Annotated in this window: 15 protein-coding genes and 1 riboswitch; of the genes, 5 read left to right on the forward strand and 10 right to left on the reverse strand. The window is 68.7% G+C overall.

From position 1 onward, the window contains the following. Positions 1-15 precede the first annotated feature (15 nt). A riboswitch (SAM riboswitch) is annotated at positions 16-124 on the reverse strand. A 241-nt stretch (positions 125-365) separates the two neighbouring features. After that, entirely contained in the window at positions 366-872 is a 507-nt protein-coding gene (locus TU31_RS26755) for a DUF6640 family protein (RefSeq protein ID WP_219819226.1), read from the reverse strand. Positions 873-995: 123 nt separating this feature from the next. Then, positions 996-1,484, reverse strand: a complete 489-nt coding sequence (locus tag TU31_RS26760; protein ID WP_042159079.1) for a luciferase domain-containing protein — start codon at positions 1,482-1,484, stop codon at positions 996-998. A gap of 178 nt (positions 1,485-1,662) precedes the next feature. Here TU31_RS26760 and TU31_RS26765 point away from each other — a divergent pair, with 178 nt between their 5' ends. Then, positions 1,663-2,046 (forward strand): winged helix-turn-helix transcriptional regulator, encoded by a 384-nt coding sequence (locus TU31_RS26765; RefSeq protein WP_042159080.1) that lies wholly within the window; start codon positions 1,663-1,665, stop codon positions 2,044-2,046. Between the two features lie 131 nt (positions 2,047-2,177). On the opposite strand, the gene TU31_RS37320 is transcribed toward TU31_RS26765, so the two are convergent. The 4 genes from TU31_RS37320 to TU31_RS26780 all read right to left on the reverse strand — a co-directional run bounded on the left by TU31_RS37320 (position 2,178) and on the right by TU31_RS26780 (position 11,031). Beyond that, entirely contained in the window at positions 2,178-3,044 is an 867-nt protein-coding gene (locus TU31_RS37320; RefSeq protein ID WP_158894736.1) for an ATP-binding protein, read from the reverse strand. Between the two features lie 576 nt (positions 3,045-3,620). Beyond that, entirely contained in the window at positions 3,621-4,139 is a 519-nt protein-coding gene (locus tag TU31_RS36065) for a response regulator (protein WP_158894739.1), read from the reverse strand. A gap of 46 nt (positions 4,140-4,185) precedes the next feature. Continuing rightward, positions 4,186-8,067 carry a GAF domain-containing hybrid sensor histidine kinase/response regulator gene (locus TU31_RS36070; protein WP_158894744.1) on the reverse strand — a complete coding sequence of 1,294 codons (3,882 nt, stop codon included), beginning with the start codon at positions 8,065-8,067 and terminating at the stop codon, positions 4,186-4,188. Positions 8,068-8,154: 87 nt separating this feature from the next. After that, positions 8,155-11,031 carry a helix-turn-helix transcriptional regulator gene (locus TU31_RS26780; protein WP_158894747.1) on the reverse strand — a complete coding sequence of 959 codons (2,877 nt, stop codon included), beginning with the start codon at positions 11,029-11,031 and terminating at the stop codon, positions 8,155-8,157. Positions 11,032-11,498: 467 nt separating this feature from the next. Here TU31_RS26780 and TU31_RS26785 point away from each other — a divergent pair, with 467 nt between their 5' ends. Then, positions 11,499-12,539: a hypothetical protein gene (locus TU31_RS26785; protein WP_042159083.1), complete on the forward strand. Its 1,041-nt coding sequence runs from the start codon at positions 11,499-11,501 to the stop codon at positions 12,537-12,539. A gap of 110 nt (positions 12,540-12,649) precedes the next feature. Then, positions 12,650-13,246 (forward strand): hypothetical protein, encoded by a 597-nt coding sequence (locus tag TU31_RS26790; protein WP_042159084.1) that lies wholly within the window; start codon positions 12,650-12,652, stop codon positions 13,244-13,246. 194 nt (positions 13,247-13,440) lie between these two features. On the opposite strand, the gene TU31_RS26795 is transcribed toward TU31_RS26790, so the two are convergent. Beyond that, positions 13,441-14,460, reverse strand: coding sequence for a glycoside hydrolase family 113 protein (locus TU31_RS26795; protein ID WP_078886001.1), 1,020 nt, complete (start codon positions 14,458-14,460; stop codon positions 13,441-13,443). 323 nt (positions 14,461-14,783) lie between these two features. On the opposite strand from TU31_RS26795, the gene TU31_RS26800 reads away from it, so the two are divergent. Continuing rightward, positions 14,784-15,197, forward strand: a complete 414-nt coding sequence (locus TU31_RS26800; protein WP_052719074.1) for an SRPBCC family protein — start codon at positions 14,784-14,786, stop codon at positions 15,195-15,197. On the opposite strand, the gene TU31_RS26805 is transcribed toward TU31_RS26800, so the two are convergent. The 3 genes from TU31_RS26805 to TU31_RS26815 form a co-directional block, all read right to left on the reverse strand. Next, positions 15,162-16,574 carry an MFS transporter gene (locus tag TU31_RS26805; RefSeq protein ID WP_042159086.1) on the reverse strand — a complete coding sequence of 471 codons (1,413 nt, stop codon included), beginning with the start codon at positions 16,572-16,574 and terminating at the stop codon, positions 15,162-15,164. The genes TU31_RS26800 and TU31_RS26805 overlap by 36 nt on opposite strands. A 63-nt stretch (positions 16,575-16,637) precedes the next feature. Beyond that, a complete protein-coding gene (locus tag TU31_RS36075; RefSeq protein WP_052719075.1) occupies positions 16,638-18,080 on the reverse strand; it encodes a pentapeptide repeat-containing protein in 1,443 nt (480 codons plus the stop codon). Between the two features lie 348 nt (positions 18,081-18,428). After that, positions 18,429-19,580: an ABC transporter substrate-binding protein gene (locus tag TU31_RS26815; RefSeq protein WP_042159087.1), complete on the reverse strand. Its 1,152-nt coding sequence runs from the start codon at positions 19,578-19,580 to the stop codon at positions 18,429-18,431. Between the two features lie 716 nt (positions 19,581-20,296). On the opposite strand from TU31_RS26815, the gene rph reads away from it, so the two are divergent. Next, positions 20,297-22,921, forward strand: a complete 2,625-nt coding sequence (gene rph / locus TU31_RS26820; protein WP_042159088.1) for a rifamycin-inactivating phosphotransferase — start codon at positions 20,297-20,299, stop codon at positions 22,919-22,921. The last annotated feature ends 45 nt before the right edge of the window (positions 22,922-22,966 follow it).

Below are 22,966 nucleotides of genomic sequence, written 5' to 3' on the forward strand. Positions count from 1 at the left end.
TCCAGCCCCATGGGGGCCTCGCGCTTACCGAAAGGCTTCCGGTCCGGTCGTCACCTGGGGCACCCCACCGCGGCGCGAGGGTTGCCGGTCAGCAAGCCAGGGCTTGTCGCTGACACTCATGACCGATCTGCGGCGTAAGTTAGACAGATCTCGGACATGGTTGTCAAAGCCTGCCCGACCTGTGGGACGACAAACCGAGTCGGGACGGTCCACATCGACACTGGATGTGCTGGATCACCAGGTAGCGGCACAGGCCGCACCATGGCTGCCGGTTCCCTCCACACCGGCCCGGCGCACCTCGCCCAACTACCGGACACATTTGGATAGTTGCTCATAGCTGGCCGGGCACACGGGTGGGCGGGTGGTCAGTTGCTGTTCTCCGGCACACCGGAGCCCGGCGCCGGACGCGAGAGCAGGACCGCGCCCCCGATGAGGGCCAGAGCGACGATCTCGATGACCGCCTGCACCGGCAGACCGGCGACGTACATGTCGGGCTTGTCGAACTGCGGGTCGAAGTAAGCGGCACCCGGATAGAAGATGGCCAGCGCCTGGCTGACCCAGTACAGGCCGGCGAGAACGACCGCGGCGCGCAGGTTGGAACCCGCATCGCCCCGGCGGCGCCAGACGAAGTACAGCGTGGCCAGGGCGAGGAGGGTCCCCATGGCCATCGTCTGACCGTTGTGGAACTTGGCGTGTGCGGGCCAGAGCGGGTTGAGGACGTGCGTTTCGTTCCAGTCGGCGATGTAGGGCGAAACACCGGTGAAGACGGCGACCAGCGAGAGCATCGCCTTGCCGATCACCGCACGTGAAGGGATGACGGACTGGGGGGGCGCTCCGCCGGAAGCAGGCGTGGAAGAGAGGGAGTTGCGCATCGGAAGCGGCCTTTCGTCTCGTTCGGGCCGGCCGGGCACGGCCGGCCTGGGAAGCCCAGGAGGGCCGGCATGCCCGACCGGCTCGGGAAGAGGTCGGGAGCGGGGGCGGAGGACGGCGCGGTGTCAGGCCGCGGCGGCGTCGGACATCGGCGCCCGGCCGGTCGCGTAGGCATAGGAGGCGGTGATGACCTGCTTGGCCACCTCCAGTTCGGTCCGGTCTCGCGGGGCGTAGAGCATCACGACGTTGATGCCGAGGTCGTAGAGCGGGTGCTTCTCTCCCCAGCCGGAGGCCAAGAAGGCGGCATGGTCGGCCGGGTCCAGCGCCAGATGGAGACTGCCGTCGGCGTGCACATGCGTGAATTCCTCGTCGGCGTTCGGCGGCATCAGCACCGCCCCCGGGGCGGGAGGCGCGCCGTCGAGGAACAGCGCGCGGGAGCTGGGGGCGGACACCTTGCTGCGGCCCCAGGCGGTGCCGGGCAGTGCGGCGTCCATCCACCGCAGCAGGTCCTGCCTGACCTCGGCCGGACTGGTCTGGCTCAACTGCAGGTGCGGGACTTCGGGGCCCGTCCGGGGCCGCTCGCCCTCGCGGGGCGGGAGTGCCGGGAATGTCATGGTGGTGCCTCTTTCATCGTCATGGGACAGCCCGCCTCCACAGGGGCGGCCTGCCTCCGTGCGACCTCCGGGGAACCGGGGTCGCCGTCACACCACCAGGCTAGTTTCCTCGGTATAGTGGTTTCCTATGGGAAAGTGCCCTGGCCGCGATCGTGGGCCAGGAGGGAGAGGAGGCGTCATGACCGATGCGGTGGAGCAGGCGTGCCCGATCAACCCGGTGATCGACCTGGTGTTCAGCCGCTGGACGACGCCGATCCTGTGGGTCCTCGAACACCACGGCCGGCTGCGCTTCAACGAGTTGCAGCGGCACCTGCCGACCATCACCCCCAAGGTCCTCACCCAGCGCCTGCGCCAGCTCGAACGCGACGGCCTGGTCGTCCGCACGTACCACGCCGAGATCCCCCCGCGGGTCGAATACGAGATCAGCGACCTGGGCCGCACCCTGACACCGCTCTTCAGCGCCATCACCGACTGGTCCGCTGCCCACCTCCCCGCCGTCTCCGCCGCCCGGCACGCCTACGACGCGGCACGCGAGGAAGAGGAGAGCTGGGCCCAAGGCTGAGCGGACGACCGGTGCAGAGGACGTCCCGAGCCTTCGACGGGAGCCACGAGCACCGCCCCTCAGGCCGTCCCCCGCACCCTCCAGGACGGTAAGCACGGCCGCTGGAGGACCGCCTGGGCGTGGGGCCCCGCTCACACCCTGCACGCACCTGGCGCTCGACTGCGCCGTTGACGACGAGACAATGCCGACAGCCCCGCGCCGGCCGGATGCCGTTCCGGTCGCGGAGCAGATCGCGTGGCCCTCCCCCGTCTCGATGACGCGGACTCGATGACGAGGTGTCCGAGGTGGACGACGCCGAAGACGGACCGGGCGTCATGCATGGTCATCGGCGACCGGCCAAGAAGACGGCGCACAGACGGTTCTCTCCGCCGCGGCGGAACTCCTTGGGCAGGCCGATCCTGCGGTGCGGCGAGTGCGGCCCGGACTCGGGGCGCGCGTAAGATCCGCCGCCGCAGACGCCTCAGCCGACGGGCCCTGCCGGGGGTGCGCAGTTCGAACCAGATGAGCTTCCCCGCGGGGGTGCGCAGGATGCCCCAGCGGGTCGAGAGCTGCTCGACCAGGTGCAGTCCTCGGCCGTGTTCCTCGTCGGTGCGCGCGGGCGGGCGAGCTGCGGGCGGGGTGGCGGGGCAGCCGTCGGCGATGTCGCAGCGCAGTGTCCGACCATCGACGGAGTGGGACATCCGCAGTCGGATGGGGCCCCAGGCATGCTGGAGTGCGTTGGTCACCAGTTCGCTCACCAGGAGTTCAGCGGTGTCGGCATGCTCGTGCAGCCCCCATCGGGCCAGCTCGGCCCGGATGATCCGGCGGGCCTGAGGCACGGCGCGTACATGGGGGTCGAGCAGCTGGGAGACCACATTGCCGCGCGTCTTCCGCAGGTACCGGGACAGCTGAGTGACCCCTGCGGCGGTGGCCGCCGCCAGCCGCCCCAGCAGACGACACAGCGGGAGCAGGACGCCGTCACGTACGGCATCACCGAGTGCGCGAACGACGGTACTCATGACGATGTGGTCCGGGCGAACGGAATCCGCTGCGGCGGAAGACCGGGATCGATGGGGCTGAGGCTGCCGTACGAGAGCCCTTTCCTGAGGCACGGAGCCGGCGAACGCATACGGGGTCACCTCGGTGCCCGCCATCGGCGGTCGGGTCATGCCTGGGAACGGCTCTGGTTCCGGGAACATCTGTCTTTCCTCGCTTCACGGTGGGGCAGCGGGCGGCCGGGCGAGTCCGGAGGTCACACGGGCTCCGCTGGTGTCCCCGGGAGGGCTGTGGCGTGCGCACAGCGACCCGGGTCATGACGTCCACCCCACCTCTCATGTCCGCTCCATCGGTGGTGACGGGGAGCTGATGTAAATCAGCGTGGACCGGCACCGCACGGGTGTCGTTAGGGGAACCCCCCAGTACGCCCCCTAAACAGGCACGGTGCGGCGGTGTGCGGGAGCCTACGGGTGCGGTGGCGAGGAAGCCGGGGACGGGCCGGTGTCCGCGTACCACGCCCGTCTGCCGGGGCTGATTGCGTGCGGTAAGCGTGGGCTACTCAGCGTGGTGGCTCGTCCCTCACCCCCGCGTCGATGTGCTCATCGCTTCGAGGTCACGGCCGCGAGCTGCTGAAGCTGCCGCGCCAGACGGCCCACGGAGTCGGTTCGCCCGGCGAGCTGGTCCAGGGCCCCGGCCGGAAGCGCATCGCCGGCCATGGCCTGCACGGCGTCAGTGAGGCGACCCAGTCCCTGTTCCACCTGCTCAAGCCGGATCTTCAGCAGGATGTTGTCGACCCTCGATGTCAGCAGGAGGTGATCCAGGGGCTTCGGCAGATAGTCCTCGGCACCCATTTCGAGGCAGCGGACGACACTGTCCAGATCGCCGACGGCTGACATCATGATCACGGGTGTGCGGCTGAGCCGCTGATCGTGCTTCATCACCTCAAGCGTCGCGTAGCCGTCCATCCCCGGCATGAGGATGTCAAGCAGCACCACATCGAAGTCGCTCTCCCGCAGCATCTGGAGAGCCTCGAGCCCGTTCTCGGACGTCGCCGTCTCCAGCCCGGCCATTTCCAGGCGATAGGTGAGCATCATGCGGTTCGTGCGGTCGTCGTCCACGACCAGAACGCGCCCCTTTCTGCCGGTTCCGTCCGTCACGGCGTTGCTATCCGCCACAGCGTTTCCCGTCATGGTCAAGCTCCGCTCTCTGTGCGACCAGCCCGTCTCTCGCCGCGCGGTATTCCCCTTCGATACGGGACACCAGCGGTGCTGCTTCGCTCAGATCCCCGGTGGCGCCGAGGTCCTCCGCGTCCTGGCACGGCTGAACGAGCCGCGGGAATCCAAAGGTGTGTGCGTGGGACTTGAGCGTGTGAGCTGCCCGGCGCAGTTCGCTTGCCTCCCCCTCGTCGAGGCTGCGGTGAAGACTTTCGATCAGTTGGGGGGAGTCCTCCAGGAAGGCATCGACGAGTTGACCGACGAATTCCTCGCCGAAGGAGCCGACCAGGCGCCGGAAAGTGGGGGTGTCGAGGACGGGCGGCGCTGTCTCCTCCGGGCCGGATGCGGGCGCTGCCGCCTCCGGGCCCCGTGCGGGCTGCGCAGCCTCCGGGCTCGGCGCGGGGGGACCGTGTGGCACACGGTCGAGTGCCTCGGCGAGATCGGCGCTGTGCAGGGGCTTGCTCAGGTAGTCGTCCATCCCGGCGGCGAGGCAGGCGTCGCGGTCCTCGCTCATCGCGTTCGCGGTGAGGGCGATGATGTACGGGCGGTCCGCGGCGGACACGGACCGGTGGATCCGTCGGGAGGCGTCCAGGCCGTCCATCACCGGCATCTGCACATCCATCAGGACCACGTCGTAGGGCGTGTGCCGCAGCGACTCCAGCGCTTCGGCTCCGTTGCCGACCGTATCCACTGCGTGGCCGATCTTCCGGAGCATCCGGACGATCAGCTGCTGGTTCACCAGGTTGTCCTCGGCCAGGAGGATGCGCAGGGGCGCGGGGCGGCTCTCCGTTACCCCCGGCCGCTGTGCCGCGCGGGGCGTTTCGATGGATGCCGCGGTGCCGAGCAGTGTGCGGCAGAGGTCCGCGTAGAGTTCAGCCGCCCGGATGGGTTTGGTGTGGTATCCGGAGAACTCCGCCAGGCTCCGCTGGGACGTCAGGGGGCGGCCGACAGAGGTCAGCAGGAACAGCGGCAGTTCGTCCCTGCTCCGGTGGTGGCGGATCTCTTCCGCGAGCATGACACCGTCCATGTCCGGCATCTGCATATCCAGAATTCCAATGTCGAACGGATCGCCCTGCCGGACCCATTCGAGGGCTTCCTGCGGGGATCCGGTGGCCCGTACCACCATCCCCCAGGCGCTCGCCTGGTGGGTGAGGATCATCCGGTTCGTGGATTTGTCGTCCACGACCAGAAGGTGCTTTCCCCGGAGATCGACACGGGGGACCACATGGCTCGTACGCATGGCTTCGGGGACTTTTCGCGCTTCCACGGTGAAGTGGAAAGTCGACCCCACTCCCAGTTCACTCTCGACCCACATCGTGCCGCCCATGAGCGCGGCCAGCCGCTTGCTGATGGCCAGCCCGAGTCCCGTTCCGCCGAAACGCCGGGTGGTGGAGGTGTCGAGCTGTTCGAAGGGCCGGAACAGCTGGCCCAGGCGGTCCGCGGCCATTCCGATTCCGGTGTCGCTCACGGAGAAGTGGAGCCGGATGGTGTCGTCCGCATCCTTTGCAGCGGGCCCGTGGCCCGTTTCCGGCGGCTCCCCGGAGGCGTCCGGTTCCGATTCGGCCAAACCGACCCTGAGGACGACCTCGCCGGTTTCCGTGAATTTCACGGCGTTATTGAGCAGATTGATGATGATCTGGCGCAGCCGGTCGATATCTCCGATAACTTCTTCCGGCAATTCCGGATCAATAATGTACGCCAGGTCGAGATCTTGCTTCTCCGCCGCCATCGGGGAAACGAAGTCGAAGGCCGATTCCACGCACTGACGGAGCTCCAGCGGCTGGAGTCTGAGATCGAATTTCCCGGCCTCGAACTTCGAGAAGTCAAGGATGTCGTTGATGATGGTGAGCAGGCTGTTACCGCTGTTCTGGATGATATGCGCGAATTCGGTCTGCTCGGCATTGAGCGGGGTGTCGAGCAGAATCTCGGTCATGCCGATCACCGCGTTCATCGGCGTGCGGATCTCATGGCTCATGGTGGCGAGGAAGGCGCTCTTGGCCTGGGTGGCGACTTCTGCCGCCTCCTTGGACGCCTGGAGCTCCGCGGCGGCGCGGGACCGTTCCAGTACCCGCCCGAGCTGGGTGCTCACGTCGAGCAGCAACCGCAGCAAGGCGTCATCCGGCTCCATGGCCTCGGGGGTCAGAAAATCGAGGACCGCCGCGACATCCCGTCCGATGATGACCGGGAGGGCGATGCGGCCGGTCACCCCGGAGCTCTCCGCGACCACGGGCGACGGCTTGCCGGCCCCGGAGGAGTCCGCGGTGATGTCACGCACCCAGGCGGGGCGGCCGGTCGCACGCACGGTGGCGGGGAGGCCGTTCGGCTCGTACAGCCCGGCCGCTGCGGCGATGTCGTGCAGCGGCATCCGCAGGTCGCGTTCATCGACGTGCCAGATGGACACCACGGTGAGCTCCGCGTGCGGGGCGGGCCGGCCGGTGCGGGAGCCCGAGCCGGACGCGGGCTCGACGAGGTAGACGTGGCCGACCGGCCACCCCATGTGCCGGCACACCAGGTCCAGGACCGTCCGCATCGCGTCCTCCCAGGTCTCCGCCTCGTTGGCGGCGGAGGCCACATGCTGGAGCAGGCTGAGGGATTCGGTCTTCTGATGCAGCTCCGAGGTGCGCTGGCGGACCTCCTCCTCGACGGCGGAGTAGCTCTCCTGGAGCCTCCCGGCCATGACGTTGAAGGCGGTGGCCATCGCGCCGACCTCGTCGTGGCTGCGTACCGTCGCGCGGCGGGTGAGGTCGCCCGCGGCGAGGGCCTGCGCGGCGCGCACCACGGCCGCCAGATTGCCGGTGATACGCCGGGAGAGCAGCGTGGCCGCCACGATGATCGCGGCGAGGACCGCGGCAATGCCGGCCAGGACCCGCAGGTTGCGGTCGTGGAAGTTGTCCAGGCGGGCGTTCAGCATCCGGTCTTCCTGGTCGAACAGGGCTTTCCACAGGTTCGCGTTCGCCCGGATGGCGCCGGTGGCCTGGGCCGCCCAGGCCACCCGCGGGATATCGCTCCGGTCGCCGTTCGTGAACTGCCGGTTCACGGTGCCGGTCACCTCACGGACCGATGAGGTCGCCTTGGCCAACAGGGGCTGGATCGCGGGGCGGAGTCCGGTGTGGGAGGTGGACTCGAAGGCCCGGTTCAGATCGCTGTTGAGCTGAAGGAGGTTCTGGTTGAGCCCCGTGGTGTCGTAGGCGATGCGGACCCGGTCGCTGTCGGACTTGCCGCCCTGGGCCAGGATCGAGTCTCCCGTGCCCGCCACCTGGTAGAGCTGGTTCATCATCTGCGGCTCGCGGAGCAGCAGGCCGGCCATCGTGTAGTACGTGTCGAGGTCGGGGTCGAGAATCAGCTTCGAGGTGTCTCCGACGTAGGAACCGAGCGCCAGCAGCTTCCCGATGAGCCGGTTGTACCGCGATACGTCGGCGCGGACGCCGGACGGAGCCGAGGACAGCTGTGCCCAGTCGTGGCGCAGGGCCGCGGGCGCCAGCGGGGCTTTCCCCTTGGCGGCGAGGTCGGAGACGGTCGTTCGCAGCGGCTCCCTCAGCCGTCGGTCGACCTTCGTGAGCGCCGTGAAGCCTTCGCTGACGGCATGGTCGGCTGCCGCGACCCGGCTCCTCGGCACGGGCTCTCCGGTGCTCTCGCGGTGCAGCAGTGCACGGCGGTCGGAGAGGTCCTGTATCAATGCGCTCACGGGACGCAGGTACTGAACGCCGCTCAGCTCGGTACGGGCAAAATCGATCTTGCTGTTCTGCTGGTCGACCAGGTAGAACGTGGCCAGCCCGAGCGGGAGCATGAGGGCGATGCAGATGGCCAGCAGCTTGTGCCAGATTCGGGGCACGAAGCGCATTCCGCGGCTGCTGCGCGGCCCGCTCCGCGGTGGGTCCGGGGCTCCGGGCGGCTTCGCATCGGGCGCGGCGGGCATGAGTCACTCCGGTTCTTCTGTCGCGTCGGTCTGCTCGGACAGCCCGCTGAGCTGGCGCCGGCTGGTGACGCCGACCTTCCGGTAGACGTTGGACAGGTGCGCCTCCACGGTCTTGGCCGTGACGAACAGCTGCTGGGCGATCTCCCGGTTGGTGCGTCCGGCGACGGCGAGGTCGTAGACCCTGTGCTCACTCGGTGTCAGCGAATGCAGACCGGTGACGGCGTGGCGCCGCGGGCGGATCCCGGCCGCATGCAGCTCGTCCTGGATCTGCTGGACGAGGGGGGCCGCGTTCCGGGCCTCGGCGATGTCCAGGGCGTCGCTGAGCGAGGTCCGCGCCTGGTTGCGTACTCCGTGCCGGCGCAGTGCCGCCCCGTAGTCCGCCAGCGCCTTGGCGTATTCCAGGCGGGCCGGGGATCCCTTCAGCCGGGTGACGGCCTCGCGCAGCAGGCCGACGTCCGCGTCGCCCTCGCTCAGGGTGCCGGCGATGCGCAGAGCGCGGCCGAGGGCCCGGGGCGCGCTCCAATAGCGGGCCAGCTTCAGTTCCGCGTCGGCCAGGGCCCTGGCTTCTTCGTCCCGGCCGAGCAGATGCAGACACAGCGCGGCTTCCGACCGCCAGGGGACGATGGCGGGATTGTCCCCGCCGGCCGCGCTGAACGACTGGCCCGCGGCCAGCGCGGCGTGGAATGCCTCCGTGGTGCGGCCCTGAAGGCGCAGCAGATGGGACCGGCTGTACAGCACGTAGTACATCAGCCCGGTGAGCGGCGCGGGATCGGGAACTCCGGTCCACTCCAGGGTGGCCTGCGCACGGGGCAGTGCGCCCTGCTCTATCTGCACCTCGGCCTGGACGGGGCCGAGTACCAGCCGGTGCAGCCCTGGTGAGGACGTTTCGACGGCGTGCATCGCGTCCGCGGCGTCCGCGGCGGCCTCTTCGAGATTGCCCCGGTACAGCCACGCCATCGCGCGGTAAGTCAGCGCCCCGGTCAGGTCGTTGACCGAGCCCTGCCGGTGCGCCTGCTCGACCGCGGCGTCCAGACTGGCAAGGACCTCTTTGCGGTCGGCGCTGATCAGGGCCAGCCAGCCGAAGGACAGGGACGACTGTCCGTCGGACGGCCGGGCCGGGGTGTCCTCGTGGAGTGCGCGCTGTGCCCGTACGACCGCACGCGGGTCGCCGATGACGGCGTCATGGCCGGCGATGACGCAGTCCAGGTACCGGCCGCCCATGTTCTCGCTCGGTTTGGGGGATCGCAGTTCCGCGACGCGGCTGAGGATGTCCTGTCGCAGATCCGGCCGGCCGGGTTCGTAGAGCGGAATCGAGAGAATGCAGGCGTTCAGCCGGTAGAGCAGTTCGGTGTCCTCGGGCGCTGTACGGGCCAGGGCCTGTTGCCAGACGGCCAGGGCCTCTTCGGAGCGCCGGAGCGCGAGCAGCGCGTCGCCGAGGGCCAGTGCGATTTCGACGCGCTGCCGTGACGGCCCGGCCAGTCCGTGTGCCTCGCTGAGGTACTGAACGGCCGCCGCGCTGTCCACCCGCCGCATGGCGTTGCCGAGATCGAAGAGCAGGTCCAGCCGGTCCCCGGCCGGCGGAGGCTCGGCCAGAGCGCGGCGCAGATACGTCGCCGCGGTCTCCGGCGAGCCGCGGGCCAGGGCGCTCCGCGCCGCCGACCACAGCATGGTCACGGTCGCGGCGTCACCGGAGGGCAGGGTGCGCAGCAGGTGCAGGGCGACTTTCTCGATCTGGGCCTGGGAGTCCCGGAGCAGGCGTGCGGCGGTCTTGTGTGCGCGGTGGGAGTCGGCCGGTGCGATCTCCTCGTACACGGCGGCCCGCACCAGCGGATGCACGAACCCCATCCGGGGCTTCATCTCGTCCGAGGGGGCGGTGTAGAGGATCCGGGCGTGCTCAAGGCTTTTCGCGGCCTGCATCGCATCGTCCCGGTCAAGCCCCGCCAGCTCCGCCGCATGGCTCAGGTCCGCACCGTCCCCGAGCACCGCGATGGCCCGGGCCAGTGGGGCACAGCCCTTAGGGAGGCGCCGCATCCACATCGCCACTCGCCGGGCGATGGCGCGCGGGCCCAGGGCGTAGACCTGCGGGATGTGCGCCGCGGTGGGCTCGACATGCTCGGTGGTGAGTGCCTCGGTGAGCTCCTTGAGCAGGAGCGGGTTCCCGCCGGTCGCGGACCAGCAGGCGGCGAGAAAGTCCGCGTCCTCCGGTTCGGGTGACCCGGACTTCGCGAATTCACTGATGATGAGCGAGGCCGATGCCTCGGCACTCAATTTGGACGGATAAACGATCACCGAGGGCGGTGCGGTGACGATCTGGTCGAGTGTATTCGACTGGGTATATTCTCCAAATTGCCGCAGAGTGCCCACCACGCAGGTCGGAATGTCCTCAAGACGCGGCATGAGATAACTGAGAAATTTCAGCGAATCGCTGTCCGCCCAGTGCATATCGTCGACCGTAATGGCCAGCGGCTGCTTTTCGCAGATATCTGCGGTCAGCCAGTACAACCCATGAAGGATGGAGAAATCGCCGCCCAGGGAATGCTCGGGCACGACTTTCTTGAGCACGATCGCCGCCTGGCCGGCGGTGCCGGAGAGAATACGCTGCCGATCTTCCGCCGTCATCCGCGCAAGGAGCGGTTCGAAAATCTGCCGCACCACACCGAAGGGGAAATCGCTCTCGAGTTCCGATCCTCGCGCGCCGGCCACCTGGAAACCGGCGGAAACAGCGAGCCGCTTGGCTTCGGCCAGCAAACTGGTTTTGCCGATTCCGGGCGCACCCTCGATCATCACGGCTTCTCCATGGCCGCCAAGGGTCGCATCCATAGCTGCCCGCAAGGCCTTGAGCTCGCCGCTTCGTTCGTACAGCCCGCCCATATGCGGCATACATTCCAGTATGCGCGCCAGCCCCCTCGGGCGGCCCGTCCTGGAGCGCCCTTGGAGCCCGTGGGACCCAGGCATCCATCGAGCGATGCCCCTTCCCGGCGGGCCGGCCACGGCGGCCCCCACACACCGTCCCCGCGGCCTCGAACCCGCCCGGCGGCGCGCAAGCCGAGGCCCTGCGCTCCTCGCCCGGAGCAGGTGTGATGCGAGTGTGACCGCCGCTCCGCAGGAGGTGGCGGTCTTCTCGTATCGATTGGCGACGCCGCGTCGCCGCCCCCCTATGCGTCACTTCAGCGACTTGAGTGTGGAACCTCCTCGCGGTGCGAGTCCTCCTATATGGGGAGCAGGTGTGCGCATATACGCATATCCGCATGCGCACTCACGCACGCCATGAGTCATGCACGACCTGAACCTGACGAACGTCAACAGGTGCCGCCCAGACGGCACTTGGGATACGAAAGGTCTGCTGGATGAAGATTCGCCGCACGCTGACGGCCGCCGCAGCGGCTGCCGTGTTAGCGCCCGCCGCCTTACTGGCCGCGCCCGCCCCCGCGTTCGCAACGGAGCCGGTGTCCGGGGCCGGTCCCCGCACGCCCACCTCCCCCAACTCCCCAGCCGCTGCCGGTGACTCGGCACCCCAGGACCGCGACGGGGCCGCCCGTCGCACCACAGGAAAGCCGCCGAAAGCCGCCGGGACCGCCGAACGGACCGCTGAGGGGACCACCGGCGCGGGTGGCGCCACCGGTGGAGGCAAGGACGCCGGTGATTCCGATGGCGCGGGTCAGTCCTGCGCATTCGAGTCCGACCAGTTACAGGCGGCCGTCCGCGGGCTGCCGCGCCAGCTGGCCGCGGGCGGCGCCTGGACCCCCTTCTCCATGACGCTCACCAACACCACCGGCAAGCCCCTGGAGAAGGTCCTGCCCTTCCTCCTCGTGTCCTCCGCCGAAGATGTCGACCGGCCGTACTGGGAGCTGGAGACCGAGTACCGCGACGCCAAGACGGGGCGTTGGAAGACCTTCCATGACGCGGAGCCCGAGGACCTGTTCGGCTTCTTCGCCGTCGGTCCGCGCAGCACCATCACGCTCCAACTGCGCACCCGCGTGGTCAAGGACGCCAAGCCCGGCGCCGGTTACGCGCTCGCCGCCGGCGACTACCGCAACAGCGACGGTTCCTGTGGTTCGGCCAAGGAAGCCTGGTACGACTTCACCATCCTCCCCGCGGGCGCGAAGCCGGCGCAGCCCCCGACCAAGCCGGGTGAGCCGGGCAAGCCGGGTGGCACGGCCGAGACCAGCCAGAGCGCCGCGTCCGGCGGCGGTACGGGCGGTTCCGGTTCCACCGGTGGCCTCAGCCCGCAGGGCGGCGCCCAGCTCGCCGCGACCGGCTCCTCGTCCGCGCTCCCGGCGATCGCTCTCGCCGGCGGAGCCGCGATGGTGGTCGGCGCGGGTGCGGTCACCGGCGTGCGCCGCCGGAAGGGCGTGGCCGGTCCGGGCGCCACGGACGTCACCGCGTAAGCCCAGTCATTTCTCCGAGTACCTGCCAACCCAAGGATCCACGGCCTGAGAACTCAGTGACACCTGGAAACAAGGCTGCAAGGGTCCGAAGAACCAGGAAAGAGATCTTCATGAAACTGCGCCGCGCCCTGTCGCTCTCGGCCGCGACGGCCGCCCTGCTCCCCGTCGTGGTGGCCGCCGCGCCCGCCTCCCAGGCGGCCCCTGCCGCGGACATCCCGACGTGCTACGACGTCAGCAACGGGCAGTACCACAACAACGCCTTCGTGGGCCGCACGTTCGGCATACCCAAGTCGATGACCCTCGGCCCTCACTGGACGACCTACACCGCCACGCTCACCAACACCTCGGCGAAGGTGCTGAAGTCGTTCGAACTCAGCGCCAAGCTGGGCAGTTATGTCTACAACGAGGGCGAACGCGACCTGAGCCCGTACGGCGATTTACAGTACTGGGACACCTCGCAGCGCGCCTGGAAGACGCTGCGCCAGGCCGATGGAAAGGCCCGCGGCACCATCCCCGGCCCGAAGACGCTGAAGCCCCGCGAGTCCGTCCACGTGCAGCTGCGGTTCAGGGTGAGTAAAGACCTGCCCATGGACCAGACGTACGAGGCGTTCACCGGCCTCACCGGCACCTTCGTCGACCGCTACCGCGACACGGACTGCACGGCCCACGGCGACGCCACCGGCGTTTTCTACCCCCGCGAGGGCTGAAACCTGCGGGGGCTGAAACCTGCGGAGGGCTGCCGCCGTCGCGGCCCGACGGCGGCAGCGCCCTGGGCTCCGTCTTCAACAGCAGCACCATCACCGCCCGCACCACTGTCCAGCCCCGGCCGCGCAGCCGGCCGGGGGCCTCGCTGGTCACGGACCCGTGTCACGAGCCCGATCGGTGACCACTCCGAAGAAGCTCAGTGGACCCTGTAGCGGGTGGCGAGTGCGTGGAACGCTTGCTTCGGTTCCCAGGGCATGCCGGGGTAGGCGCGCTTGTCAGCGGGATAGCCGCTGTGCTCGTCCAGGACTTTGACGATGCCGTAGGAGGCGAGGTCCTCGTCCGGTCCGGATGTCCGGTGGGGTGTGCTGAAACCGGCGAAGCTGAACCAGAAGACGGAATCGACGCCCTCCCCCTCGAAGACGGTCATGAGATCGTCGAGGTAGCGGACCTGCTCGCCCTCGTCGCGCACCAGACCGGGTTTGAGGGTGACGCCGTCGGCCTCCCTCGCCATGTACCAGCCGGCGCCGCCGTGCTCTCCCGCTCCCCGGTAGGTGCAGCAGCCGGCCTCCATGATGGCGACGGGCTTGCCGTGGCCGCATTCCTTGCGCAGGTCGGTGCGGTAGGTGGCCGCATTGCGCAGGCTACGGAAGGCGTCCAGGCCGACGATGTCGAACGGGGCCCAGTCCACGCCGTCCAGAGGACAGGAGGCGTAGCTCACGCGGCCGCCGAAGAGAGGCCGCACGGCGTCGACGGCCTCCCCCAGGAAGGCGTTGACCTTGTCGGGGATGCCCTGGAGCGCGGCTTCGCGGCCGGGGCCCGCCAGGACCGGAATGCGCTCGTTCAGTGTGTCCCCGGGCAGGTATCCGCGGGCGAACACGCTGAGTTCGCAGCCGGTGACGAGGACGACCTCGGCGCCGTCGCGCCGCAGTCGCTCCGCCCGCTCGGCGCAGTCGGTGAACAGCGGGAGCATCTCGGCGTTCGACAGCTCGCAGGGAAACGGCGAGAACCAGACCTCCAGGCCCGCCTCCGCCGCGTACCGCGCCGTGGTCTCGATACGGTCCGGATCGCCCCCGGTGATACGGACAGCGGTGCAGTGCAGGTCCTCCGCGACGACACGCATGTCCCGTTCGACGTCCCGCACGTCGAAGACGGGGCGCGACGTGTCGCCGTTGGGAAAGGTGCCGGTGTCGTAATGGATGCCCTTGCCGCGCAACATGACGAATGCCTCCGGTGGAGTGACTGTGTCTGCCGTACGGCGTCATCGTCCAAGCTGCCGCTGCGTCAGCGTCAAGGCCGCACTCCGGCCCCATCAGGCAACCTGTCTGCTGCGCGCCGCCCGGCGCATCGCAACGGCCCCGATGCCGCAGCCCGACCCCGCCTCGCCTCGCCGAGCAGCTGGCGTGGTGCAGCAGTCGCAGGGGCCCGGCGACTCCCCCGGGCGGCTTCACTCGACGCCGGACTCCGTCGTGGGTTCACCGCCGTCCCCCGGCCTGATCGGATCGATGAGTCCACGCCGCAAGCTGGCCGCTGTGGTCCAAGGTGGACAGTCTGGACACGACACGGTCGGTCGACCTCGACCCCGGCGGCGACGACGGCGTGGGTGCCGTCCGGGCTTTCCGAACGGGACGCACCGTGACCGGGGAACGGCTGACCGAGAAGGTCGAGCGACGCCTCTTGGCCTACGAAGACGCGTTCAATGCGTCGATGCACAACCATCACGCGCGCATCGAGCTGACGCCGACAGCGAGCTCAGGCACGGTCATCCACTGGTACGGCGAGTACGAGACGAGCCGGCTGCTGGGCTGGTTCATGCCGCGCTACCTCCAGAAGTTCATGCAGGGCATGGCAGATGGGCTGGCCCGCCCGAGGAGTGCAAGTAAGAAGTCGTGCGACAGGAGCGCGAGGGTATGCCGGCGGTCAGCGCGCCACGCCGTCCGCCGCCGAAGGCACTGACTCCTGCGGCTTCCGAGCGCTCGGGCAGCGCCGGGCCCACATCCACAGGGCCAGCAGGAGGCAAGCCGCCAGGCAGCCGGCTCCCGCCACGGCCAGGGGCCCGTGGTCTCCAGTCACCGCGGTGCCGTCAGGGTCGGCCGCGGGGCCTGCGGCGACCACGCCCAGCCCGGCCGTGACGGTGATGACCGTCTTGGTCAAGCCGGATGCCTCACCGGCGCGTTCGGGCCGGATGACGCCCTGGGTGGCGGTCAGTGTCAGGGCGTTGCCGACGCCCAGCGCTGCCCCGCCGGCGGTGACCGCGGCGAGATACAGCGGCAGTCCGGAGACGAATGCCGCGCCCAGCAGGACCACCGCGCCCACTCCCAGGCTCGTCGCCATCACCGGTACGGCGCGAACGCTGGTCACCCGGCCCGCGAAGGGCCCCGCGGCGGCCATGGCCGCCGCGGGGGCGAGGAAGGCCACCCCGGCCGCCAACGGCGTCATCTGCTGGCCCTCTTGGAGGGAGAGCGGTACGACGAAGAGGAACACCACGGTCGCGGCGTTGGCCACCGCGCCCGCCGCGGTCAGCGCCACGAAGGCGCCATTGCGGAAGAGCGCGGGTGCGATCAGCGGATCGGCCGTGCGGAGTTCGATCCGTACGAAGGCCGCCGGCGCCAGCACCACCAGACACAGCACACCGACTCCGGCGGGCGACGCCCAGCCCCACACCGGGCCGCGGTCGATGAAGAGGGCCAGAGCCGCGATGGCGACGGTCCCGGTGGCCAGCCCCGGCCAGTCGACGCGCCCGGAGACCGTGGTGTCCCGCGACTCCTGGGCCCGGCGGGCGCAGCTCGCAGCCATCACACCCAGCGGCACGTTGAGCCAGAACACCGCCCGCCACGACACCATTTGGGTCAGGGCGCCGCCGACGAACGGGCCGCATGCGGTGGCCAGTCCGCCCATGCCCAGCGCCCACCCCGTGGCCCGGCCGCGCACGGCAGGCGGGAAGACGTTCGTCAGTAGCGCCAGTCCGGCCGGCATGATCAACGCGCCGCCCGCGCCCTGCACCACGCGGGCCGCCACCAGCACCGGCAGCGAGGGCGCCAGCGCGCACCACAGCGAGGCCAGTCCGAACAGCGCCAAGCCCGCGATCAGCAGTCGGCGCCGGCCGAACAGGTCGCTCATCCGGCCCGCGCCCAACATGAGGGTGCCGCACGACAGGAGATATGCGCTGACCGCCCACTGCAACTGTGCGGTGGATACGCCGAGTTCCTCCTTGATGTGCGGCAGGGCCAGGTTGAGGGCGAAGGAGTCGAGCTGGATGCAGAAGACACCCAGCGCGACCGAGACCAGCGCCCAGCGGGCTCCGCTGCGCCCCTCAACTCCCCACGCAGTCATAGAACTTCCCTCCCTGCCACCTGGCCGCGCGGCGGCGTCATCTCATGAACGTCTCCTCGCCACTCACGTCGACTGCACCTTCGTCATGGCCTCGTGTGCGCTGCGCTGCCATTCTTCGCGAAGGGATGGATCCAGTCGTGTCTTCTCGATCGAACCGGCAGCCCGCAGCTGCTCTACCGTCAGCCCCTTTGCCATGCGAAGGTCGGCTCCGGTCAGGTCAGCGCCTGTGAGATCTGCGTCGGTCAGGTCGGCGTTCCGTAGCTTCGCCCCGATGAAGCTGGCGTTTCTCAGTACGGCATTCTTGAGGCGCGCTTCGTTGAGAAAACTTCCGTCGAAGCACACTGGCTCCTCGCCTGCTTCGACATCTGTCAGATCCGCTTGGGACAAGTCGGTGCTCACCAGGCGCGCGCCCGACAGTCTCCCGCCGCACAAGAAAGCCAGTTGCAGATCCGACTCGGACAGGTTGGCGTTACGCAGATCTGCGTCAGCGAGGTCACAGGCCACCATATCCGCCCGTACGAAAACCGCTTCGCGCAGATCAGCGCCGCACATCTCTGCCTTGTAACAGCGGGAATGCACTGCCCACACCCGGCGAAGGTCGCAGTCAACAAGGACGGCCCGTTTCAGCACAGCATGGTCCAGGACTGATTCTGTCAATACAGCTCTACTCAGCTGTGCCCTCGACAGAATCTGGCGGGCCATGTGGGAGCCCGCGAGGTGATACCCGCTGAGGTCGATTCGTGACGAGTACAGCTTGGCGTGCCTGGTGTTCAGCGCAGTCAGCGCTGCCTGGACATCGGCTGCCGGCCTCTGTGGGCCCGAGGGCGACTGTAGCCGGGGCCGCCGCAGGCCGGATGCCGCTGCCTTCGTGCTGCGGGGCGAGGGCTGTCCTGCCTTGGGTGCCTGGCGGCGGATGAATGTACGCACGATGTGCGTCACATGCTCGGCCTGTGCCGGCGCATCCTGGATGATCTGCTGCAATGCGATGACGCCGCCGAGCCGTACGAACTCTTCTTCGGACTCCAGGCTCTCCAAGGCCTTGGAGAGCCGATCTGTCACCTGGCCACGACGAATGAGGCGGTAGTTGCGTGCGGTGTAGAGCAATGCGATCACGCCGCCGGCAGCGGCACAGGACTGAACCACGGCAAGCCGGTACTGGCCGACCGCCTGGGCGCGCTCCGCAGGCTTCAGACCCTCGTACTGCGGCAGGACTGTCGAGGAGATCGCATCCCACAGGTGCTGCCCCCATAACCAGGCCAGGACCGCGGCCAAGAGCATGATCACGATGCTGATCTGACGGTCGCGCCGGTACCGCAGCCAGAGGATGAGGCCGATTATGACGCTGAGGGCCGCAACCTCCGTAGCCAGCCACCAAGCCGCGACCCCATTGCCCCTGACCGCCTCAACAAACGAAAGGTATATGCCGACAACGAGACCACTACCCGGTATTGCGATGACTACAGCGAGCGCGCCGCGAACATTGCGTACTTTCCTCTTGTAGGCCACCACCTCATTTCAGCCGAACCAGGCGGTGAACGCGCGCTTTTGAGGGAAATTTACCTTGAGGCAGGTCAATCATCGTCGTTGCCTCGGGTCCGTGCTCCTGCTGTGGCGCATCCCGTGGTGGCTCGACGGTAAGTACCTGGCCACCAGGGACCCCGCAGCGGACCAGTTGCACTCGCCACCGGACTGACACCGGCGTTGCCGAGGGGCCGACGAAGGCGAAGGCCGGCGCAACGCCGCCGAGGTAGGCAGACGGGACGCTCGCCGAGGTTCCCGAGCACCAGCCGGCCGCGCGGCGCCGCCGCTCCGAAGAAGCGGCGGGCACCGCGTCGGCCCGGGTGAGAGTCGCGATTACCTGGAGACGGCCTTGCTCCAGCCCTGGGCAATGTCATCCTTGGCATAGCCCAGCTGCGATTCGGTCGGGATTCTCGGCGTGCCGGAGACCTTCGGCAGCTTGGCGGCCGCGGCCTTGTCGAGCGTGCCCTTCTTCTCCATGGCGGCCATCAGGGCAGGGCGGGCGTAGCCCTTGAGCCAGAGGTTCTGGCCCTCGGCGCTGTAGAGGTACTCCTGCCACAGTCGGGCGGCCGCCGGGTGCGGGGCGTCCTTGTTGATGGCCTGCGAGTAGTACTGCGAGAACTTGCCGTCCTCCGGGACCGTGACCTGCCAGTCGAGTCCCTTGCTCTTGAACTCGTCGGTGTACCTGGCGTTGAGGTAGTCCCAGTCGAGGACGATCGGCGTCCGGCCCTTCGTGATGGTGGCCGAGGTGGACTGGACGGGCGTGTAGTTGCCGTTCTTCTTGAGCTTGGCGAAGAAGTCGAGGCCGGGCTGGATGTAGTCGAAGGAGCCGCCGCTGGCGAGGGCGGCCGCGTACACACTGGCGAAGGCCGAACCCGACTTGGTGGGGTTGCCGTTGAGCGCGACCTGCCCCTTGTACTCCGGCTTGAGCAGATCCTTGAAGGTGGTCGGGCAGGTCTTCACGCGATTGGCATCGCAGCCGATGGAGATATAGCCGCCGTAGCCGTTGTACCAGCGGCTCATCGTGTCCTTCTGGCCGTCGGGGATGTCAATGAAATCGGCGACCATGTACTGCGCGAGCAGATCCTGCTGGGCGGCGCTGTACGCGAAGGAGCTGCCGAGGTCGAGGACGTCGGGCGCCCGGTCCTGGCCCTTGTGGGAGGTGACGGCGTTGATCTCGTCCTGGCTGGCGCCGTTGGGGTTCTCCACCTTGACCTTGATGCCGTACTTCTTCTCGAAGCCGTCGATCAGCGCGCCGTAATTGGCCCAGTCGCGGGGGAGCGCGATGGCGTTCAGCGTGCCTTCCTCTTTGGCCGCCTTGACGAGCGCGTCCATGCCCCCGAAGTCCTCCGCCGTGATCGCGGTGGCCGCGCTCTCTCCGTCGGCGTTGGTCGACGCGTCGGAGCCCGCGCTACAGGCGCTGAGGACGAGTGTGGCGGCGATGAGGCCGCCGGTAAGGACGGCGGATCTCGGCAGGATCTCAGTCACGGTCTCTCCAGAGGGGTACAACAGGGGACACACGGGGATTCGCGTGGGGGGTGAGAACTTGTGCAAATAACTCGTCTGAACAAGCTGGCCATAGTAGGCACGCTGCCGATGTCTGGTCCGTAACATCTTCAAAACTCTTGGCTGCCATTCCTGCACATCTCCGGCACACAAGGACGTTGTCACGGCGTCTCATCCACGCTGCTGGTCGCGCTGCGCACGCAGCTCACTACTCTGCGCAATGAAGGGCTGGGCCACGATCTGGGCGGGCCGGCGTGGGGCCGTTCACTTGGGTGGGGAAAGAACGTCTGGTTCCGCGGCTGCATCCGTAGGCCGACGGGACATCCCCCTGGGCCGACGCCCCGTACCCATCCGCGGCGCCACCGCTTCGCGAGCGAGAGGCTTTTCAGTTCCAGCGGGCACCAAAAGACGAAGGCAAGGAGAGATCTCTCCTTGCCACTCTCAACTTATAGCGCACCGGGGGGCTTGCGGCAAGACCCGGGGGGTGGCGCAAAATCATCCGCCGAGGCCACAACCTGCGGAAATGGGGGGCATGACGTGCGTGTGTTGTCGACGTATGGGGGACGCGGTGACGTCGGATCAGCGGTGGGACCGGCTGTGCGGTCGCGAGCGGTCGGGGCGGTGGTGCGGGGGTGCGCGCCGCCCGGCTGGGCGGAGCGATCGGCCACGGGGAGCACGGCTGCATTGGAGGAATCGCGATGAACGAGCGGTATGTGCTGGGTCTTGAAGAGGTTGACGGGACACAGGTCGCGGTCGTTGGCGGCAAGGGCGCGCACCTGGGCGGGCTGTCGCGGATCGCAGGCATCAGCGTGCCGGCCGGCTTTTGCGTGACGACGGACGCGTTCCGGCGGATCATGGCGGAGGCGCCGTCGATCGCCGATCGGCTCGATCAGCTGTCGCGCCTGGACCCGGACGACCGGGAGGCGATCCGCACGCTCAGCGCGGAGATCCGCCGGACCATCGAAGGGATCGCCGTCCCGGGCGATCTCGCGGCGGCGATCACCCGCGCGCTCAACCGGCTCGGTGAGCAGGCCGCCTACGCCGTCCGATCCAGCGCGACGGCAGAGGACCTGCCAACGGCCTCCTTCGCCGGCCAGCAGGACACGTATTTGAACGTCATGGGGCCGGCGGCGATCCTCCAGCACGTCAGCCGGTGCTGGGCCTCGCTGTTCACCGAGCGGGCCGTGACCTACCGCCAGCGGAACGGCATCGACCACCGTACGGTCCACATGGCCGTGGTCGTGCAGCAGATGGTCTTCCCGCATGCGGCGGGCATCCTGTTCACGGCCGACCCCGTCACAGGCAACCGGAAGGTCGCCACCGTGGACGCCGGCTTCGGCCTCGGCGAGGCCCTGGTCTCGGGCCTGGTGAACCCGGACGTCTTCAAGGTGCGGGACGGCGAAGTCGTCGCCAAGACGATCGCCGCGAAACAGCGTGCCGTTCACGCCCTGGCGGCCGGCGGTACGCAGGAAGTGGCGATCGACTCGCAGCAGCAGGAGCAGCCGGCACTGACGGATGCGCAGGTCGTGCGGCTCGTGCAGCTCGGGCGGCGGATCGAAGCGCACTTCGGCCGCCCGCAGGACATCGAATGGTGCCTGGTCGACGGTGACTTCCAGATCGTTCAGAGCCGGCCGATCACGACGCTGTTCCCGGTCCCCGAGACCGGCGACCAGGAGAATCACGTCTACGTCTCCGTCGGTCATCAGCAGATGATGACCGACCCCATGAAGCCCCTGGGGCTCTCCCTGTGGCAGCTGACGGCCATGGTGCCGATGCAGGAGGCCGCCGGGAGGCTGTTCGTCGACGTCACCCGGCGCCTGGCGTCGCCCGCGAGCCGCGCCGCTCTCCTGGACGTCATCGGGAGAGGCGATCCGCTGGTGAGGGACGCTCTGGAGACCGTCCTCGACCGCGACGGTTTTGTCCCCTCGCTCCCGGACGCGGGTCCCGGCGGGCCGCCGGCCGGCGGTGCGTCCGCCCCGAGCGAGCCGGATCCGGCGATCGTCCCCGAGCTGATCGAGCGCAGCCAGGTGTCCATCGCCGCCCTGGAACGCGATATCCGGACGAAGAGCGGACCGGCGCTGTTCGACTTCCTGCTGGATGCCTTCGAGGAGCACAAGCGAGTTCTCAGTGATCCGCTGAGCATGCAGGCGATCATGGCGGGGATGGAGGCCACGTGGTGGCTCAACGACCAGCTGTGGGAGTGGCTGGGCGAGAAGAACGCGGCTGACACGCTGACCCTGTCCGCCCCCGACAACGTCACGTCGGAGATGGGGCTGGCGCTGCTCGACGTCGCGGACGTGATCCGCCCGCACGCGGAGGTGGTGGCGTTCCTGAAGGACGTCCAGGACGAGGGCTTCCTGGACGAGCTGCCGAAGCTCGCGGGCGGGACCGAGGCGCGCGACGCCATCGAGTCCTACCTCGACCGGTACGGCATGCGCTGCGTCGGCGAGATCGACATCACCAGGCCACGTTGGCGCGAGCGCCCCGCCACGCTCGTGCCCGTGATCCTCGACAACGTCAGGAACTTCGAGCCGGGCGCCGCCGAGCGGCGCTTCGAGGAAGGCCGGCAGAAGGCGCAGCAGAAGGAACAGGACGTGCTGGCACGCTTGCGGGCACTGCCGGACGGGGACCGGAAAGCCGACGCGACCAAGCGGATGATCGACCGGGTCAGAACCTTCATCGGGTACCGGGAGTACCCGAAGTACGGCATCGTCAGCCGCTACTTCGTCTACAAGCAGGCCCTGTTGGAGGAGGCCGAGCGCCTCGTGCGGGCAGGCATGCTTCCCGAGAAGGAGGACGCCTTCTACCTCACGTTCCAGGAATTCCACGACGTCGTGCGCTCGCACCAGGTGGATGACCGGCTCATCCAGCAGCGCAAGGAGGCGTTCCGGTCGTACCACGCGCTCACACCGCCCCGGGTGCTCACCTCGGACGGTGAGGCCGTCACCGGTGCCTACCGGCGCGACGACGTGCCGGCCGGCGCCCTGATCGGCCTACCGGTCTCCGCCGGGACCATCGAGGGGAGGGCCCGCGTCATCCTCGACATGGCGGACGCGGATCTCGAAGCGGGCGACATCCTGGTCACGCCCTTCACGGACCCCAGCTGGTCGCCGCTGTTCGTCGGCATCGCGGGCCTGGTGACGGAGGTGGGCGGCCTGATGACCCATGGCGCGGTGATCGCCCGGGAGTACGGCTTGCCGGCCGTCGTGGGCGTGGAGCGGGCCACCCGGCTGATCCGGGACGGGGAGCGGATCCGCGTGCACGGAACCGACGGGTACATCGAGATCCTGCGGGACGCAGCGGGCGGCGATCAGGCCGGATAGCGGGCCGCCCGGGAAGCCCGGGCGCTCACCCGCGCCCAGCCGTGA

Origin of the sequence: Streptomyces lydicamycinicus (assembly GCF_000829715.2) — a bacterium.
GTDB lineage: Bacteria > Actinomycetota > Actinomycetes > Streptomycetales > Streptomycetaceae > Streptomyces > Streptomyces lydicamycinicus.

Coding starts and splice junctions, on each gene's coding strand:
- TU31_RS26760 (WP_042159079.1), bottom strand. CDS start 1,484: ATGACATTCCCGGCACTCCCGCCCCGCGAGGGCGAGCGGCCCCGGACG.
- TU31_RS26785 (WP_042159083.1), top strand. CDS start 11,499: ATGAAGATTCGCCGCACGCTGACGGCCGCCGCAGCGGCTGCCGTGTTA.
- rph (WP_042159088.1), top strand. CDS start 20,297: ATGAACGAGCGGTATGTGCTGGGTCTTGAAGAGGTTGACGGGACACAG.
- TU31_RS26755 (WP_219819226.1), bottom strand. CDS start 872: ATGCGCAACTCCCTCTCTTCCACGCCTGCTTCCGGCGGAGCGCCCCCC.
- TU31_RS26780 (WP_158894747.1), bottom strand. CDS start 11,031: ATGCCGCATATGGGCGGGCTGTACGAACGAAGCGGCGAGCTCAAGGCC.
- TU31_RS26795 (WP_078886001.1), bottom strand. CDS start 14,460: ATGTTGCGCGGCAAGGGCATCCATTACGACACCGGCACCTTTCCCAAC.
- TU31_RS26765 (WP_042159080.1), top strand. CDS start 1,663: ATGACCGATGCGGTGGAGCAGGCGTGCCCGATCAACCCGGTGATCGAC.
- TU31_RS26805 (WP_042159086.1), bottom strand. CDS start 16,574: ATGACTGCGTGGGGAGTTGAGGGGCGCAGCGGAGCCCGCTGGGCGCTG.
- TU31_RS26790 (WP_042159084.1), top strand. CDS start 12,650: ATGAAACTGCGCCGCGCCCTGTCGCTCTCGGCCGCGACGGCCGCCCTG.
- TU31_RS37320 (WP_158894736.1), bottom strand. CDS start 3,044: ATGAGTACCGTCGTTCGCGCACTCGGTGATGCCGTACGTGACGGCGTC.